The sequence below is a fragment of the Streptomyces sp. NBC_00775 genome (assembly GCF_036347135.1).
Lineage (GTDB): Bacteria > Actinomycetota > Actinomycetes > Streptomycetales > Streptomycetaceae > Streptomyces > Streptomyces lutosisoli.
This window is the reverse complement of record NZ_CP108938.1, coordinates 9,537,920-9,557,124: the sequence shown is the minus strand read 5'-3', so window position 1 is coordinate 9,557,124 and position 19,205 is coordinate 9,537,920. Positions and strand designations below refer to the sequence as shown.

General features: G+C 72.6%; 4 protein-coding genes. All 4 read right to left on the bottom strand.

Going from position 1 to position 19,205, the window contains the following annotated elements; genetic code table 11:
• Nucleotides 1-100: 100 nt before the first annotated feature.
• The 4 genes from OIC96_RS42435 to OIC96_RS42420 all read right to left on the bottom strand — a co-directional run bounded on the left by OIC96_RS42435 (nucleotide 101) and on the right by OIC96_RS42420 (nucleotide 19,198).
• Complete coding sequence (locus OIC96_RS42435; RefSeq protein WP_330302726.1) at nucleotides 101-14,134, bottom strand: SDR family NAD(P)-dependent oxidoreductase; 14,034 nt, start codon at nucleotides 14,132-14,134, stop codon at nucleotides 101-103.
• A gap of 279 nt (nucleotides 14,135-14,413) precedes the next feature.
• A complete protein-coding gene (locus OIC96_RS42430) occupies nucleotides 14,414-16,174 on the bottom strand; it encodes a fatty acyl-AMP ligase (protein WP_330302727.1) in 1,761 nt (586 codons plus the stop codon).
• A 482-nt stretch (nucleotides 16,175-16,656) separates the two neighbouring features.
• Nucleotides 16,657-17,772, bottom strand: a complete 1,116-nt coding sequence (locus tag OIC96_RS42425) for a GNAT family N-acetyltransferase (protein ID WP_330302728.1) — start codon at nucleotides 17,770-17,772, stop codon at nucleotides 16,657-16,659.
• 904 nt (nucleotides 17,773-18,676) lie between these two features.
• Nucleotides 18,677-19,198: a hypothetical protein gene (locus OIC96_RS42420; RefSeq protein WP_330302729.1), complete on the bottom strand. Its 522-nt coding sequence runs from the start codon at nucleotides 19,196-19,198 to the stop codon at nucleotides 18,677-18,679.
• Between the last annotated feature and the right edge of the window lie 7 nt (nucleotides 19,199-19,205).

The following is a 19,205-nucleotide window of genomic DNA, read 5'->3' as shown; positions in this document are numbered from 1 at the left end:
AGAGCCCTTCACTCTGTGCACGGTCCACTCGCTCACTGCCACTGCTTCCCATCCCTCAGGGCCACTGCCGCCAGAGGCGGCCGACCCGCTTCCCACCCGCTCACTGCCGCCGCCAGGAGCGGAAGGCCCGTAGCTGTTCCGGCGTGACCACGCTCTCCAGAAGCTGGTCGTCCTGGTCGCCGCCGCCGAGCGCGGCCAGCAGTCGGCGGGCCGGTACGTTGCGCGGGGTGCGCTCCGCCGTCAGCCGGACCTTCGCGCAGCCCAGTTGGTCGGCGCGGTCGGCCAGCCACCGCAACAGGCGTTCCTCGACGCCTCGGCCGAGTGCCCGGCAGCTCATCAGCCAGGCCAGGACGTCGAGTTGGTCGCCGTCCCGGCGGACGGCGAGCAGGCCGATCTGGCCGTAGTCGCCGAACCGGTCCCGGGCCGCCGCCGTCCACACCTCGCCGCCCTCCCGCCACCGGGCGAGATCGCCGCCGTCGGCCGACCGGGCGCGAAGGGTGAACTGGTTGGTACGGCGGACGAGTTGCCCGGCCCGCTCGACGTCGGCCTCGGAGAGGGCCCGGATGTCGACCTCGAGTTCCAGGTGGGCGAGGAACTCCTCGAATCCGGCCTCCTCGGATCCGGCCTGTTCGCGTGCGGCGTCCCGTTCCCGCTCCTGCTCGTAGAACTGTGCCCGCAGTCCGTCCTCGGCCGTCGCCGCGGCCGGTATCAGCGGCCACAACCGGCCCAGGAATTCCTCCAGTTCGGCCGCGGGCGGGCAGGTCACCGACAGCACCTCCGGCAGCGCGGACCGCACTCCCGCGATCTCGACCGGGTTGTCGTCGAGGAACAGGAAGCTGTCCGGACCGAGGTTGAGCGTGCGTGCCGCCTCGGCCAGCCGGCCCGGCTTCGGGCCCCAGGCGGCGGAGAGCACGCTGAAGTGCTCCGCCTTCATCAGGCTGTCGGGGCGGTCCAGGACGGCCCGTACCGTGTCCTCGTCGTTGTTGCTGACCAGCGCCAGCAGCGCGCCCGCGGCACGCCAGCGCAACAGCCGCCGCGCGAGCAGGGCACGCGGGCCGGTCAGGTCCACCGCGTCCGGGCCGATCTCCCCGGCCACCCCGCCCCACAGGGTCTCGTCGCCGTCCACCGCGATCACCTTGGGCGCGGGGCGCCGCACCGCTCGTACGACCTCGGCGAGACGCAGGGCCACCGCCGCCTGGAAGTGCGGGGTGAAGGGGAGGTGGGCCAGCCGCTCGGTCCGCTCGTCGAAGCGTTCCTCGACGGTGTGGTACCGGGTCCAGTCGTCAGGGCGCAGCACCGCGATGCCGGGCAACTCCGCCAGCTCGTCGGCGATTTCGCGCTCCCAGCGCGCCAGGCGGTCCTCCGCTCGCGCGGACGGCAGGAGGCCGACGATCAGCGGCTTGCGGGTCCGCTCGGACAGGGCCCGCAGCGCGGCCGGGTACTCGGTGCGCAGCTCGGCGAGCAGGACGTCGTCCACCGGGCCGAACCGTTCCAGGTCCGCCGCCCGCAGCAGCACCACACCCACCGCCGTGGCGGGGTCGGCGAAGACGCTCGAAGGGTCGCGCAGGCCGGCGAGGACCTGGTGGTACGGGGCTTCCGCGACCGTCAGGCCGCCGTCGTCCCGCGCGTCCTCCTCGACCGCCGCCTCACAGAGCAGCGGCAGATTGCCGAGGGCGAAGGTGGCGGCGAGGGCGAGCGAGCGGCGCGGGGAGGGGCCGGTCTCCTCGGACATCGCAGGGACTGTCTCGACCGTCGCGTCCGTCGCGTCCGTCGCGACCATCGCGTCCGTCGCGTCCGTCGTTGTACGGACCGGCGTCGCCGGATCCTGCACAGCCTCCGCGAGCAGTCGCAGGAACTCCTCCCCCAGCCCCGTGGAGGTCGCCGCGTCCAGGATGTCGAGGTTGTGATCCAGCCTGATCCGGCCCTCGTCCGGGGTCATGGTGATCATCAGGTCGAGGTCGGAGTAGCCCGTCCCGGCCGGCAGCACCTCCAGGTGGGCGAGGCGGCCCGCTGAGGAGCGTACGAAGTTGAAGTACACCTCCACCAGCGGCGCGTTCGCCCGGTGCAGCCCCTGCCGGGCCAGCGTCGACAGCACGTCCGAGAACATGGCGCCCTTGGCGAGGACCCGGTCGAGGCGGCCGTCGGTGCGGCGCAGTACGTCCTCGATCCGCTCGCCCGCCCGGGCCTCGGCCGGGAACGGCACCGGCACTCCGAAGAAGCCCACCGCGTCGTACGCGTCGGCGTGGATGCGCGTGTCCACGGGCACGGCGAGCACGAAGCGCTCCCGCTCCCGCATCCGGGCCAGCAGCACGGTCAGGGTGCCGAGGCAGAAGGCGGCGGGCGTGATGGCGAGCCTGCCGGCGGCTGCCGAGACCCGTTCCATGAGCCCATCGGGGATCGTCACGGTCACGCTGCCCGCCCGGTACGAGCGTGCTGCCGGGCGCGGCGCGGCGAGCGTCAGGTCCAGTCGCGCACTGCCGTGGAAGGCCTCGCGCCATTCGGCCGCGCCCTCGCCGGGGGTGGCGTCGGTCCGCTGGGGTCGCTGGGCCTCGATCAGCTGGTCGATGTCGCGGTTGGTGACGGCGTCGCCGAGGGAGGTGCCGGACAGTTCCGCGTCGATCTCCCCTGCCACGAGCAGCAGCGACTGCAGATCGCTCACCGCGTGGTGGGCGCCGAACACAAGGATCTGGCCCCGGACTTCGGCGTCGAGCAGCTCGAATCGCCACAGCGAGGGCTTCGCCAGGTCGAACGGCGGCTCCAGCAGCCCGCGTAGCCGGTCGGCGGCGTCGAGCTCGGCGTCGGGGGCCACGTTCGTCCAGTGCAGCAGCGGCTCGGCCGGCTCCCGTTCCACCCTCAACTCCCGTTCGCCTCCGGTGCCGTTGACGATCGCGGTGCGCAGGGCCGCGTGCCGGCCGGCGAGCCTGGTGAGGACGTCGGAGAGCGTCTCGTGGGTGGTCGGCGTGGTGAGCCGTACGGCCAGCCCGATGCCATGCGCCGCGTCCGGCATGTCCGGCCGGGCGCTGCGCAGCAGGCGTACGACATCGCGGGTCGCGGGCCGCAGTTCGCTCTCGGGCACCTCGGCGGTGCCGGCGGCCGGCTCCCTCTCGCGCCGCGCCACGGTGTCCCGCTCGGGCAGCGCCTCGCCCAGGGTCCGTGCCAGGCCGCGGATGTCGGACGCCGAGAACACCGCGGCGGCCGGGAGTTCGGCGCCCAGTTCACGGGCGAAGGCATTGCGCAGCCGGACCAGCATGAGGGAGTCGAGGCCGAGTTCCTTCAGGGCCGTGGTCGCGGACACGTCCACAGCGCCTCCGGAGACCTCAGTGACCCTGGAGCGCACGTACGCTTCGAGCCATACCGCGCGGTCGTGGTCCGTGGTCGCCGCGAACACCTTCTTGACGAGACCGTCCGAGTCCGCCGTACCCGTCGGGGCGGTGATCAGGTCGCCCAGGATCGGGCGGGTGCGTGCCGCGTCCGGGTCGAGGGCCAGCATCTCCCAGTCCAGGGCGAGGGGAGCGAGCTGGCGGCGGGAGGTGGTCAGTACCCGCTCGAACAGCTCACCGCCGTCCTGCGGGGAGAACGCGACCAGACCGGACCGGCTGGTCTCGGCGGCCCGGGTGCCGGACTCGGCGACCATGCCCACGCCGGTCCAGGCGCCCCAGTCCAGGCTGAGCGCCCGTCGGCCGGTACGGGCGAGGTGGTGCGCCCAGGCGTCGAGGAAGGCGTTCGCCGCCGAGTACGGGCTCTGCCCGGCGGAGCCGAGGAGACCGGCCGCCGAGGCGAAGAGGACGAGGTTCCCGGCCTCCGGGATCAGTTCGGTGAGCAGGGTGGTGCCGAGGACCTTGGGGGCGAGTACGCGCAGGGCCCGTTCGTCGGTCAGGTTCGCCACCGTGGCGTCGTCGAGGACACCGGCCGCGTGGACGACACCGGCGATCGGGCCGGCCGCACGTCGTACGGCGTCCAGGGCGGCCGTCAGTCCTTCGCGGTCGGCGACGTCGGCGCGGGCGAGATGCACGGCGACGCCGTGCTCTTCGAGGTCCCTGATCCAGTGCGCCGTGTCCGCGTCGGGCGTACCTCGGCTCAGCAGGGCCAGTCGGCGGGCGCCGCGGCGGACCAGTCGCTCGGCGACGACGCGGCCGAGACCGCCCAGACCTCCGGTGATCAGGTACACGCCGTCCGGGGTGATGTCGCCGTGACCGCCGTCGTCGGCGTGGGTGCGGGCCAACCGCGGCACCAGACGGCCCGACTCCCGCAGCGCGACCAGCCGTTCGTCGTCCGCGTGCCGCAACTGCGTCCACAGGGCGGCGACGCCGTCCGTGGCCGGCAGGTCGATCAGTGTGGTCGACAGCTCCGGATACTCCTGCGCCACGGCGAGGCCGAAGCCCCAGCCGAGCGCCTGCTGAGGGTGCGTCACCTGTGTGCTGTCACCGGCGGCCTGGCTGCCCCGTACGACGACGAACAGGCGGGGAGCCCGGCCCCGCGGGCGGTCGGCGAGCGTCCGCACCAGATGCAGGGTGCTCAGGCAGCACAGCCGTGCGGCCTCCTCGGCCGTACGCGCGTCCTCGATCGCCGGGGCGTCGAGTGCGGACAGCTGGACCACCTGTTCGGGCAGTCCGTCCGGGAACGCCTCGTCGAGCAGCCGGGCCAGCTGGTCCGGATCGGCCGGGTCGAGGACGTAGCGGCCGGGACCCTCGACGGCGAAGGCCTCTCCCCGGCGGGCGATCACCTGCGGCACGGTCGAGCCGAGGCGCTCGCCGAGTTCGGCGGCGACACCGGTGCTGTCGGCCAGGATCAGCCAACTGCCGTTAGCCGAGGGCACCTTCGCGGCCGGGCGGGGCTGCCAGCGGGTCTCGAAGAGCGCACCGTCCAGGGGTGAGAGCGCGGCCAGTTCGAACTCCTCGGCTTCCAGCACCAGTTGGTCGTCCTCGTCCCACAGCCGCAGGTCCAGGGTCGCGGTGTCGCCGGCCGCGGAACGCAGCTCGCAGGTCACCCAGGCGGGCGTGGTGCGCAGCCCGGTGAATCGCAGTCGTCCGACGCCGGCGGGCACGAACGCCCGGCCCTCGGGCGCGTCGCCGGGCAGGGCGGCCGCGTGGAAGGCGGCGTCGAGGACCGCGGGGTGCAGCAGATGACCGGCGGCGGGCGTCCGGGCCAGTCGGCCGAGTGCCGCCCTGTCCGTACGGCAGCCTTCTTCCAGGCCCCGGAAGGCCGGGCCGTAGTCGATGCCCAGGGCAGCGAGCCCGGCGTAGACGGCCGACAGCTCGACCTCTTCGTCGCAACGGTCGCGGAGGGCGGCGAGCCGCTCGCCCGCACCGGGTATGGGTTCGGCCGCGCCGGCGACACGTCCGCTGACGTGCCGCTCCCACCGCGTGCCGCGCTCTCCGACGGTCGCCGAGGCGATGGTGAACTCGCGGCAGCCGTCCTCGGCGGGCCGCAGGGCCAGTTGCAGCCGTACGGGCTTGTCCGCGTCCAGACACAGCGGCTGCAGGAACCTGACCTCGGTCAGCCGCACTTCGCCGCCGCCCTGGAGCGCGGACGCGGCCTCCAGGGCCATGTCGAGGAAGGCGGCGCCGGGCAGCCAGACCTCACCCGTGACCCGGTGGTCGGTGAGATAGGCGAAGCGGCTGTCGCGCAGGTCGATGTCGGTCTGGAAGAGGTGCCGGTCGACTTCGTCGCTGGCCTCGATGTGTGTGCCGAGGAGCGGTGAACCGCCGGCCGTCCCGGTGGCCGGGGCGGGGGCGAGCCAGTGGCGTTCGCGGGCGAAAGCGTACGTGGGCAGGTCGACCCGGCGGCCCCGCGGGAACAGCACCGGCCAGTCGGGCGTGTGCCCGGCCACGTACAACTCCCCCAGCCTGCGCAGCAGGACATCGCTCCCGTCCTGCTGCCGGCGCAGCGAGCCGATGCCGACCGCGTCGATCCCGGCCTCGGCCGCCACCGCCTCGATCGACGAGATGAGCGACGGGTGCGGGCTCAGCTCGACGAAGTAACGGTAGCCGTCGTCCAGCATCCGTCGGACGGTGTCCGCGAAGCGGACGGGCTCCCTGAGGTTCGCGTACCAGTAGTCGGCGTCGAGCCGGTCCCCGGGCAGGGGTTCGGCGAGCACCGTCGAGTACAGCGGCGTCGGCGTGCGGGTGGCCCGGATGCCGGAGAAGCGACCGAGCAGCTCTTCGCGGAGCGGGTCCATCAAGGGGGTGTGCGAGGCGAAGGGAGTCGACAGCGGCCGTGCGGGGATTCCCTGCTCGTCGAGGTGGTGGCGCAGTGCGGCCAGCGCGTCGGACTCGCCGGAGACGGCCGTGGAGGTGGCGCTGTTGACCGCGGCGACGAACAGGCGGTCCGCGTACGGCGCGAGCAGATCCTCGACCCGCGCGGGCGGCAGTCCCACGGACAGCATGCCGCCCTTGCCCGCCAGTGGTACGACCGCCTGGGCGCGCCCGGTCACCACGGTCACGGCGTCGTCCAGGGTGAGGGCGCCCGCGCTGTAGGCGGCGGCGATCTCGCCCAGGCTGTGCCCGACCACGGCGTCCGGGGCGATGCCGAGCGCACGCCAGGCGGCGGCAAGCGCCGCGTTGACCGCGAAGAGCACCGGCTGCAGGAACTCGGTCCGGCCGAGCGGGGTGAATTCCTCGGGCGCCCGCAGCGCGTTGAGCACGGACCAGCCGACCCGGCGGCGCACCGCTTCGTCGATGCGGGACAGCTCCGTGCGGAACGTGTCCGAGCCCGCCATCAACTCCACGCCCATACCCGGCCATTGACCGCCGTGCCCGGCGAAGACGAAGGCCACCTTGCCCGTCCGCTCCTCGCGGGGCGGAGCGAGGGGTGCCCGTCCGCTCGCCAACGCGGCGAGCCTGTCCCGCAGTTCGTCCCGGTCATCCGCCACGATCGCCGCACGCCGTTCGAAGTGGCCGCGGTGCCGCGCCAGGGTGTGGGCGATCTCCGGCAGGGCGGTGTCCTCGGTCACGTACTGGGCCAGCCGCGCGGCCTGCCCCCGAAGGGCGGCCTCACTGCGGCCGGAGAGCACGAACATCCGCTTTCTCGGCGGGAGTTGGTCCGTCGGCTGCGCGTCGGCCGGTGGGGCCTCCTCCACGATCACATGCGCGTTGGTTCCGCTGATCCCGAAGGCGCTCACTCCGGCCCGTCGTACGCGCTGCGGCGACGACGGCCAGGCCGCCGTCTGGTGCAGCAGGTGCAGCCCGCTGCCGTCCCAGTCGACGTGCCTGCTGGGCGTGTCGGCGTGCAGGGTGCGCGGCAGGGTCCGGTGGCGCAGTGACTGCACCACCTTGATCAGCCCGACCACGCCCGAAGCCGCCTGTGTATGCCCGATGTTGGACTTGAGCGAACCCAGGTGCAGCGGGCGGTCCTGCGGGCGCGAGTCACCGAAGACCTGCGACAGGGCGTTCGCCTCGATCGGGTCGCCCAGTGTCGTGCCCGTGCCGTGCGCCTCCACGTAGTCGATGTCGGCGGGCTCCAGCCCGGACAGCTCCAGCGCCCGCCGGATCACCCGCTCCTGTGCCGGACCGTTCGGCGCGGACAGGCCCTGGCTGCGGCCGTCCTGGTTCATGGCCGTGCCGCGCAGCACGGCCAGCACCTCGTCACCGTCACGCCGCGCGTCACTCAGCCGCTTCAGTACGACCATGCCCGCGCCCTCGGCCCAGATGGCGCCGTCGGCGTCGTCGGAGAAGGAGCGGCAGCGGCCGGTCGGCGACAGGCCCCGCAGCCGGCTGAACTCGACGAAGGTTCCCGGCGTCACCATCACCGTCACACCGCCGGCGAGCGCGAGGTCGCACTCGCCCGACCGCAGCGCGTGCGCGGCCAGGTGCAGCGCGACGAGCGACGACGAGCAGGCCGTGTCGACCGTGAGCGCCGGGCCGGTGAGCCCCAGCGTGTACGCGAGCCGTCCCGAGGCCACGCTCAGCGCCGATCCCGTACCGACGTACCCGTCCAGCTGGTCGAGTCGGGAGCCCGACAGATAGTCGCTGCCGAACATGCCGACGTACACACCGGTGGTGCTGCCTTCGAGGTCGTCGGGCACGATCCCGGCGCGCTCCAATGCCTCCCACGCCGTCTCCAGCAGCAGGCGCTGCTGCGGGTCCATGGCGGCCGCTTCCTTCGGGGTGATCCCGAAGAAGCCCGCGTCGAAGGTCTCCAGGTCGTTGTCGTCGAGGAAGCCGCCTTCGCGGGCGTACGACTTGCCCATGGCGTCCGGGTCGGGGTCGTACAGCGCCTCCACGTCCCAGCGTCCCGCCGGGAACGGGCCCACCGCGTCGCGGCCCTCCGCGACCAGGTGCCACAGGTCTTCCGGGTCGCTGACGCCGCCCGGCAGACGGCAGGCCATGGCCACCAGGGCCACCGGCTCGTCAGCCGCGGACGCAGCCGTGCGGGTGGGCTGCTTTTGGGGAGCGGTGCGACGGGTGGCGCGGTCGCCGGTCGCGAGGGCGGTGGTCAGCAGGTACTCGGCCAGCCGGGCGGCGGTGGGGTGGTCGAACAGCAGGGTGGCGGGAAGCTTGGCGCCGATGCGGGTGCCGATGCGGTTGCGGAGTTCGACCGCCGTCACCGAGTCCATGCCGAGTTCGCGCAGCGGCTGGTCGGGGCGGACGGAGTCGGCCGAGCGCAGGCCGAGGGCGCGGGAGGCCTCCTCGCGGACCAGGGACAGGACGCGTTCGGCGCGTTCGGTCTCAGGGAGCCGGGCCAGCCGGTCCGCCAGGCCGTCGCCGGCGTCCTGGCCGGTGCGGGGAGCCGGGAGCAGCGAGCGCCACAGCGCCGCCGTACCGTCGCCCGCGGCCGCCGTGTGGTCGCGCAGCCGGGGCAGGTCCAGGGCCCAGGCGACCAGGTGCGGTGCGCCTCGTCGCAGGGCGAGTTCGACGAGGTCGCGGCCCTGGTCGGGGGTGAGTGCGCGGTGGCCGAGGCGGGCCATCCGCTCCAGGTCGGCGTGTTCGGCGGCGAGGCCCTCGCCCGCCCACGCGCCGAAGGAGACCGAGAGGCCGGGCAGGCCCAGGGCCCTTCGGTGATGGGCCAGTTGGTCGAGGAAGACGTTGGCCGCCGCGTAGTTGCCCTGGCCCGCGTTGCCGACGACACCGGCGGCCGAGGAGACCAGCAGGAAGAGGTCGAGCGGTGTGCCGGCGGTCAGCCGGTGGAGGTGGGCGGCGCCGTCGACCTTGGGGCGCAGTACCCGTGCGAGGCGTTCGGGCGTCAGCTCGGCGACCACCCCGTCGGCGAGGACGCCGGCGCAGTGCACGACGCCGCGCAGCGGCAACGCGTCGCCGATACGGCCGAGTACGTCGGCCACCGCGGACGCGTCCGCGATGTCGCAGGCCGCGACCTCCACCTCGGCGCCGAGCGCGGTCAGTTCGGCGATGACCTCGTCGGTGCGCGGATCGGCCGGCCCCTGACGAGACGTCAGCAGCAGTCGGGGGACGCCGTGTTCGGCGAGGAGTCGGGCAATGTGCCGGCCGACGGCACCGAGACCGCCGGTGATCAGGACGGTGCCGTCGGTGGGCACGAGGGTGGGGCGGCCACCGGGTGCGAGGGTCTCCTCGGGCAGCACCGCATCAAGGGTCGCGTCCGCAGGGGTCCGCAACGCGTCCTGGGCACGGGCCCGCACCAGCCGGGGCACGAGCAACGCCCCGGCACGAACGGCGAGTTCGGGTTCGTCGGCATACGCGACGGCGGCCGCCAGAACGTCGGCGGGATCCGAGCCTTCCAGGTCGAGCAGGGTCAGCCCGAGGTCCGGGTGTTCGGCGCGGGCGCTGCGGGCCAGTCCCCAGAGCACCGACTGGGCGAGGCCGGGCACGGTGTCCCGGTCGTCGGCCGCGACCGCGCCGCGCGTCACCCATACGGTCCGGGCGGGCGCCTCGTCCTGCGGAAGGGCGATCAGCGCATGGAGTTCGGCCAGGGCCGTGGCCGCCAAATCCTGTGCCGCGGCGGCCGGTTCGGCATCCGCCGCCGGGCACGGCCAGAACCGTGCGACGACGTCGGCGCCCGTCTCGCGCACCTGTATCCCCGCCGCTTCGAGGCCGCGCAGGGCTGCGGCGAGCTCCGGGTCCGAGGGGTCACCGAGGACGGTCCACTCGGGGCCCGGCGCCTCCGCGGGCTCATCGCCCACGGCCGTCCACACCACCTCGTACAGGTGCCGGGCGTTCTCCGAGGCGCCGTTCAGGTCCGCCGGGTCCGCGGCCCGCAGCCGTACGCCCTCCAGGCGGCCCGCCGGGAGACCGTCCGCGTCCCACAGCGTCACGTCCAGCGTGAGGTCGGTGCCGGAGCCACCCGTGCGCCGTACGGACGCGGTGAGGTCGGTCGCGCCACCGGGCGGCAGGACGCAGCGGCCCACCGCGACCGGCAGCAGCACCCGGCCGTCGGAAGCCTCGAACGCGGCGGCCACCTGCAGTGCGGCGTCCAGCAGGGCCGGGTGGACCGGGTACGGGTCGGCCACATCACGCGCCACGGACGGCAACGAGAGCCGGGCGAGCAGCGCGCCGTCGCCGGTCGTGACGGCCGACCGTACGCCCTGGAAGGCGGGGCCGTAGCCGAGGCCGAGCGTGCTGAGCCGCTCGTATGTCCGCTCGGTCCAGGCCGGTTCGGCCGCCTCGGGCCACACCGGTGGCCGGTCCGCCGTCAGCGGGGCGGGTTCGGCCGCTGACGCCGTGGCGTGCAGGGTCCAGCCCATGACCTCCTGACCGCGCGGACGGCTGTGCACGGTGATCTCCGGTACGGGACCGGTGGTGACCACCTCGACGGACACCTCGGCCGTGCCGGACTGAGGCAGGGTGAGAGGCGCGAGGAGGAGCAGGTCGGTGACGTCGCCGGGAGCGTCCGGGCGGGCCACGGCGAGCGCGGCACGGCACAGCTCCATCAGCGTCGTGCCCGACACCACGGTCCGCCCGAACACGGCGTGGTCGGGCAGCCAGTCGGCGGTGGCCGGGGACCACTCGTTGCGGAAGGTCCAGCGGGTCTCGTCCGCCGACTGGAGCTGGACGCCGAGCAGCGGGTGCGCGGCGCGGTCGAAGAGGCCGGGGGCGCCGGAAGCGGACTCGGGCTCGATCCAGTGGCGTTGCGGATCCCAGGCGTACGTCGGCAGGTCCGCCGGTGCGGTGTCGGGGACCAGGCGGCGCCAGTCGATCCTCCGTCCGTGGACGTGGAGTTCGGCGGCGGCCCGGTCCAGGCAGGCGGGACCGTCCTCGTCGCGGCGCAGCGATCCGATTGCGGCCAGATCCTCGTGGCCGGAGTCCTCGGCGACGGTGCGCAGGGCGGTGACCAGGGAGGGATGGGGGCTGAGTTCGACGAAGTAGCGGTAGCCGTCGGCCGCCATGCGCTCCACGGTGGGCGCGAAGCGGACGGTTTCGCGGAGGTTGGTGTACCAGTAGTCGGCCTCCAGTTCCTCGGTGACCGGCTCACCGGTGACCGTGGAGTACCAGGCGACGGAAGTCGGGCAGGTGGTGACGCCGTCGAGTTCGTCGAGGACGGTGGCCCGGACCGCTTCGACCTGGGCGCTGTGGGAGGCGTAGTCGACGTCGAGGCGGCGGGTGAACACCAGGTCGTGGTCGAGGGCGGCCAACAAGGCTTCCAGCGGCTCCACTTCACCGGCGATCACGGTCGAGCGGCCGCTGTTCACGGCGGCGACGGTCACCCGGCCGCCGAGGCCGGCTTCGGCGAGGCGGGCCTCGGCCTCGGTGTGCGGCAGGGCGACGACCGCCATGGTGCCGGTGCCGGACAGTTCGGTCAGGGCCTGGCTGCGCAGGGCCACCACGGCCGCCGCGTCGTTGAGGCTGAGCGCCCCGGCGACGCAGGCCGCGGCGACCTCGCCCTGGCTGTGCCCGATCACCGCGTCCGGCCGTACGCCACGGGCCCGCCACACCGCGGCCAGGGACACCATCACGGCGAAGAGGACCGGCTGCACGACGTCCACACGGTCCAGGGGCGGGGCGCCCCCGTCACCGCGCAGGACGGCGGCCACCGACCAGGTGGTGAACGGGCGCAGGGCGGCGTCGCAGCGGTCGAGTTCGTCCGCGAACACCGGGTCACGGTCGAGCAGATCGCGGGCCATGCCGGTCCACTGAGCACCCTGACCTGGGAAGACGAAGGCCAACTTCCCAGGGGGAAGGGTCTGTTGGGGGCCTACGACGACGCCGAAGCCGGTGTCAGTGGCGGTGCCGGCGTCAGTGGCGGTGCCGGTGTCGGCATCGGTGTCGGTGTCGGTGTCGGGCTGCGCCTCGGCGAGTCCGCGCAACGCGGTCAGCAGTTCGTCGCGGTTGCCCGCCTGGACGACGGCTCGGTGCTGGAAGTGCGTGCGGTGGTGGGTCAGCGTTCCGGCCACGGTCGACAGGGGCAACTCTGGCTGTCCGGTGAGCAGTTCGTGGAGGCGGGCGGCCTGCCCCCGGAGGGCTGGGAGGGTCCGGGCGGAGAGCGGGAACAGGGTCTTTCCGGGCAGTTCCGCGGTCGGCTCCCCAGGCAACAACTCCGCGGCCGGCTCTCCGGACAGCTCCGCGGGCAGCGCTTCGCCGGCCGGCCGCGCCAGGTCCTCCGGCGCCTCCTCCAGCACGACATGCGCGTTCGTACCGCTGATCCCGAAGGCGCTCACCCCGGCCCGCCGCACCCGGTCGCCGCCGCGCGGCCACGCCTGGGCGCCGCTGTGCACACGCAGGCCGCCGCCCGCCCAGTCGACGTGCTCGGTCACGGTGTCGGCGTGCAGCGAGGCCGGGAGCAGCTCGTGGCCGAGGGCCAGGACGGTCTTGATGACGCCGCCGATGCCGGCCGCGGCCTGGGTGTGGCCGATGTTGGACTTCAGGGAGCCGACGCCGAGCGGCCGGTCGGCGGGGCGCCCCGGACCGAACACCGATGCCAGCGCCCGGCCCTCGATCGGGTCACCGAGACGGGTGCCCGTGCCGTGCGCCTCGACGTGGTCCAGGTCGTCCGGCCGGAGCCCGGCGGCGTCGAGGGCGGCGCGCAACACCCGTTCCTGTGCGGGGCCGTTGGGGGCGCTGAGGCCCTGGCTGCGGCCGTCCTGGTTGATCGCGGAGCCCTTGACGACCGCGAGGACCCGGTCACCGTCCCGGCGTGCGTCCGAGAGCCGCTTGAGCAGCACCAGACCGCAGCCCTCGGCCCACACCACGCCGTCCGCGTCGGCCGAGAAGGGGCTGCACCGCCCGGACGGCGACAGCCCGCGCAGCCTGCTGAACTCGACGTGCCCGCGCGGTGTCACCAGGAGCGTCGCGCCACCGGCCAACGCCAGGTCGCACTCGCCGCTCGCCAGCGCCCGCGCGGCCAGGTGCAGGGCGACGAGGGAGGAGGAGCAGGCGGTGTCGACGGTGATCGCCGGGCCCTGGAGACCGAGGGTGTAGGCGATGCGCCCGGAGGCCACGCTGGACGCCGAGCCCGTGCCCACATGCCCGTCGAGCTGGCCCAGCCCGGCCGAGGCCAGGTATCCGCTGTCGTACAGGCCGATGTAGACGCCTGTGGAGCTGCCGTTCAGCGTCTCTGGGACGATCCCGGCGCGCTCGATCGTCTCCCAGGTGGTCTGGAGCAGCAGGCGCTGCTGCGGGTCCATGGCCGCGGCCTCGCGCGGCGAGATCCCGAAGAAGGGCGCGTCGAAGCGGTCGATGTCGGCGAGGAAGCCGCCGCGCAGGGTGTACGCCTTGCCGGTGGCCTCCGGGTCGGGGTCGTAGAGCCCCTGAGTGTCCCAACGGCCCGCGGGCACCTCGGTGATGGCGTCCTCGCCCGCGGCCAGCAGCCGCCACAGCGCCTCGGGGTCGTCGGCGCCGCCGGGAAAGCGGCAGGCCATGGAGATGATGGCGATGTCGTCGTCGGCCCGTGCGACGGCTCGTACGGCCGGGTTCGCGGGCGCCTGGTCCGCCGCGACGGCGACGTCGGGCCGTTCACCGAGGACCGCCTCGGCGAGTTCCGCGATCGTGGGGTGGTCGAAGACGAGGGACGGCTCCAGAGGCCGCCCGATCCGCTGCGAGAGGCCGGCGGCCAGTGTCACCAACTGCCGTGATCCCAGACCGAATTCGGCGATCGGCCGCTCCGGGTCGACGGCCGGCGGGTCGATCCCGGCATCCTCGGCGACAGCCGCCGCCAGCCAGGCCCGCACACCCTCGGAGGTCGTGACGGACATCTCGGGGAACTGCTTCGGAGACTCGTTCGCAGGCATCTGGAAAAGGTGTCCTCGTGAACTCGTGAACTCGGGCTCAGGCGATTTCCGTACGACGGATACGGCCGATACGGCTGGCACAGCAGGTGCGATCGGTGCGACGGGTGCACGGCGGTTGCGGACGGCGGACGGACGGACCATGCGACCGGTGTGGGCGGACTTCGGCGACGTACGGCGATTCCGGCGTCGTACGGCCAAGGAACCGGCGTACGACCAGGGCGACGGCGATGCCGCCGCCGGCACGAAGGTGCGTGCCGGCGGCGGGTGCCGTCGTCCAGGTCATCTCATGGCGGGCGCGCCGACCACCGAAAGGGTCCCGGCCAGGTAGGCAGCCCGGGAGGCGTGGCGCTGGATCTTCCCGCTGGACGTCTTGGGGATGGTGCCGGGGTGGACCAGCACGACCTCGCGCACCGACAGACCGTGGGCCTCGCCGATCGCGCTGCGGATCAGATCGGTGATCTTGTCGGAGTCGCCCGCCGCTTCCGGGGCCATCTCCGCGACGATGACGGGCTGTTCGCCCTCCACCGCGCCGTCCACCGTGTCGTCAGCTCCGCTGTCCACTGCGCCGTCCACGGAGAACGCGGCGGTGCAGCCGGGGCGCAGCGCCCCGTGGGACATCTCGGCGGACAGTTCCAGGTCCTGCGGGTAGTGGTTGCGTCCGTCGATGACCATCAGGTCCTTGAGACGGCCGGTGACGAACAGTTCGCCGTCGCGCAGGAATCCGAGGTCGCCGGTCCGCAGGAAGCGGCCCTCGCGGTCCTTCAGCGTGGCCCGGAAGGTCTCGCGGGTGGCGAGGGTGTTGCGCCAGTAACCCTTGGCGACGCTCGCGCCCGCGACCCAGATCTCACCGACCTCTCCCTCGGACAGCGGCTCCTGCCGCTCGGGGTCGGCGATCACCACGGTCATACCGGGACCGGGCCGGCCCGAGCTGACCGCCGCCGCGTCCGCCGCGCCGGCGTGCGGCCCGGTCCCGGCGGCCTCGACGAGGGTGGGCGGGGTCTCGACCGTGCTGCCGGTGACCATGAGGGTGGCCTCGGCCAGGCCGTAGCACGGGTACAGGGCCTCGCGGCGGAAGCCGGCCGCGCCGAAGGTCTCGGTGAAGCGCCGCAGGGTGGCGGCCCGCACCGGTTCGGCGCCGTTGAAGGCGACCTTCCAGCGGCTCAGGTCGAGGCCGTCGAGGAGTTCGGGGGTGGCGTGCTTCAGGCACAGTTCGTACGCGAAGTTGGGTCCGCCGCTGGTGTGCGGACGGTAGCGGTCGATGGCGCTCAGCCAGCGCTGGGGCTGTTGCAGGAAGTGCAGCGGCGAGAAGAGCGTGGCGGTCACGCCGAGGTAGACCGTGCTCAGGACCGGGCCTATGAGACCCATGTCGTGGTACACGGGCAGCCAGCTGACGAACAGTTCGTGGTCGTACTCGGCGATCACGTCCGGGGTGTGGCCCATCCGCTCCGTGATGACCCGCTCGTTGTCCAGCAGGTTCCCGTGGGTCACCATCACGCCGCGCGGGGCGGAGGTGGACCCGGAGGTGTACTGGAGGAAGGCGACCGAGTCGGCGGTGAGGTCGGGTTCGCGCCAGGAGCAGGCCGCCTCGTCGGGGATGTCCTCGGTGGCGACGCAGGTGATCTCGGCCAGTTCGGGCAGGTGCTCCGACATGGCGCCCAGAGCGGCGATCACCTCACGGCCGCCCAGGATCACCTTGGCGTCCGCGTCGGCGATCAGCCGCTTCATCCGGGTCAGGGCGCGATGGTTCTGCGACCGCCCCTGCGGGGGCACGCCCGGCACGGCGACGACTCCGGCCGAAAGGCAGCCCAGGTAGCCGCAGATGAACTCGAGACCGGGCGGATACAGCAGCAGGGCGCGGGAACCGGCCAGACCGCGCTCCTGCAGCCAGGCGGCGACGGCCCGGGACCGGCCGGCCAGACGCCCGAACGAGATGTCCTGGATCTCTCCGTCACAGTCGCCCGTGACGAGATAGCGGTAGGCGGTCCGTTCGGGCTGTTGCGAGGCGTGCGCGGTCAGTAAATCGACCAGGGATCGAGCCATTGACGAGTCTCACCTGTTCGGATAAATGGGCGAGGAAAGGGGAGGGCCAGAAAACTGGAGCTCGAAGACCGGCCGCGTGATGCGTACGCGAAGACGCCGTGGCCGCCTGGCCCCCTTGCCAGACATGCCCACACGACCAACCCGCCGATGAGCAGCAGCGATGCGTACGCCGGCTCCTCGTGCCCCCCGTTCGGCTTGCTACCGATGAGTAGGACGATAGCAAGTCTTTTCGGCTCGACAGATGTAACCCCGGGTATTTCAATAGGCAATTAAATGATCTGACGCCCAGTTGGAGAAACGTGTCACCGGCGTGCACGGTTGCGCTTATCTGGATGCACGAGTCCGATGCCCCCTATTGCGTACCACTTGGTATGTGCCGCAGAACACATCCACTACGCTGCTCGCCTGATCTCTCGTCAGGACGTCGGCATACCCGTACACCCGGCCGGCGTCGCGCGAAAGCCGGGAGCAGGGAAGCCAGTTCAGTGTGCGCGCGGTCCCGCTCCGCCGGGGTCCGCACGGCCCGACGTACGCAGCGTGCCGACCGTCTTCAGCAGCCGGTCGGCGGGTTCCCGCAGTCTGGGATGGGCCAGGACCGTGTTGCGCAGGCCCCGCACCGGTCTGCGCCACAGCCGGTGCGCCGCGGCCACCGGGTGGGGGCGGGCCGCGAAGCCTTCTCCCACGCGCAGTTCACGGGTCTTGAGCCAGTCCTTGTACTCCTTGTCACCGCGTCCCAGGTCCAGGAGCGTCACGCCGTTCCGACCCGCCGCCTCGGCCATCCGAAGGTGCATCATCAACCCGGGCGAGTAGCGGTGGAATTCGGGGTCGTACGCGGTGAACCAGGCCGCCAGGACCGTGCGCGATCTCGGCCCGAAGTGTGCGGCCACCGGCCGGTCACCGGCGTACACCACGGACAGGACGCCGGTGAAGTGCTCCTCGCGGACGTGGAACAGATAGTCCACCAGGTCGACGATCCACGGCCGCGCGAACCGGTCCATCCGCCCCGTTCTTCGGTACTGGGCGGACTTCCACTGCATGAGCTGGTGCAGCACCTCGGGGTCGCGCTCGTCGAAGACGAACCGCATTTCCCCCACCTCACGCCCCACGCGGCGTTCCTTCTTCAGCGTCGTCTTGGCCAGCCCCGGGTACGCGCCGCGCAGCCACTCCGCGTAGCTGCCGTCGCCGGGCTTCACGTCGATCACCGGTGAGGCGAACGTCCCCGTGACATGTCTGCCGAACGGCTTCTGCTCCTCGACGAGATGGTCGAACTCGAGGATCGACAGCCCGCAGGCCCGCAGCAACTCCTCGGTGTCCCAGGTGACCCCGGGACGGTGCACGAGTGCCTGGCAGTCGGACAGGCCCAGCCCAACGGCCCGGCCGACGCCGAAGACGTTGCGCTCGTAGGGGAGGAACCCGACGGGCTCCCCGTTCTCGTGCAGGACCGCCACCCGAGCCCCACCGCGGTACTTGCCGATCCCGATCGCGAACTCCGGCGCCAGGAAAGGGTTGGCGTATTCGGGCGACTCGTCCATCGCCTGGTGCCACGCCTTGCGCAGCGAGTCGCCCAGCTCGTCGAGCCTGTAGATGGTGATGTCCACCTCAGATCAACCGCCCTTCCGCAGAGTCCGCGAGGAACGTGCCGGTCACAGCACAGGCCGGTGAGATGTGTGGATCATTGCTCATGGATCGCATCGACGACCGCTCCCCCCATGACGCGCTGTGCGCGTCCCGCCACTTCTTTGGCTATCCGAGATCCACGCCGTATACACGCTCGTTCCGCGGTCGCGACCGAGATTTGAACGGTGCGGCGGGGCTCAAACGTCGCGAAACAGTACGCACGCTGTCAAGAGCCCCTACCGCATCGGAAAGCTGTGGATTGAGCGGCCGGGTCCACTCGGGGCCGCCCGACCCGCGACTCCTGGCCGTCCAGCCCTTCGGGAAGGAGGTCGGCAAACGGCAGCGGCATGGCAGAACACGTAGCGATAAGCACTGTTCGTGAGGGCGGCTGCCTCCGTCTGATCCTGTGCTCCGTCACAGAGGCACCGGATCAACACGAGGGCCGTGGAGCCGTAGAGCCGTAGAGCCGTAGAGCCGTAGAGCCGTAGAGCCGTAGACGTGAGTCTGCTGCATCACGGTGCCACGCGGGAGCCGTTCGGGCTGATGTGAGCCTTCCGTACCCAGACCGGTCCGGACGCGCGAGAGCCCCCCACCGGTGCACGGTGCGGGGTTCTCGCTCCGGGATGCGCCACGGTCGCCACGAGTCCGGGGAATCCAGGGAGTTGAGGGCGATGGCTCCGGCGGGGCGGAGGCCGACGGCCATCCGGGCGGCGGCGTGTCCGGTGACCAGTCGGCCCAAGTGTCCGTCGGCGGAACGCATGCGGCGCATCGACTTGTCGCTCAGCGGAGCCCCTCCCTGCCGAACGACCGGGTCGGCCGGAGTGCGCGCCGCTCAACTCGCCTTGCTGAAGGGGCGGTAGCCGCCTCCCTTGATCAGCTGGAAGGTCACGTGGTTTCGGCCCCGGCTCCGGTCCCGGCGCCGTCAGGCAGGAGGGCCAGGAGCTGCTTCGCGTGGCCGGGCAGCTCCACTTCCGCGAGGCCCGCGATGAGGTCCCTGAGGGGCACAGGCTGATCGACCAGGACTTTGTCGTTGGACAGGAGCAGAGTGGGCACCAGGGTGTCGAGTTCGGCCTCGCTCAGCATCGGCCCGCCGAGTGCGCAGAGGGCGTCTCCTTGGAGGCGGATGCGGTCCCGAAGCCCCGCGTTGCCGCCCGCGAGCGTGATGACGCGTTCGATGGTCCAGGTGTCGAGCGCCATACGGTTGTCATACGTCGTGTTCGCTCCCGTGGCGACGCAGGAGATGGCGGCGATGGTGGCGGCGTTGACGATGGAGACGTGCGCCAGAATCTGCTCAGCGTTCCACTCGCCGGCCGGCGGGACAGGGCTCGTGTCGCCAGATTCGGCCACCGTGGCGGCAGCGTCCAGCAGCGCGCGGTAGGCGTCCCGAAGCGGGGTGGCGTCCATCATGTCGTCC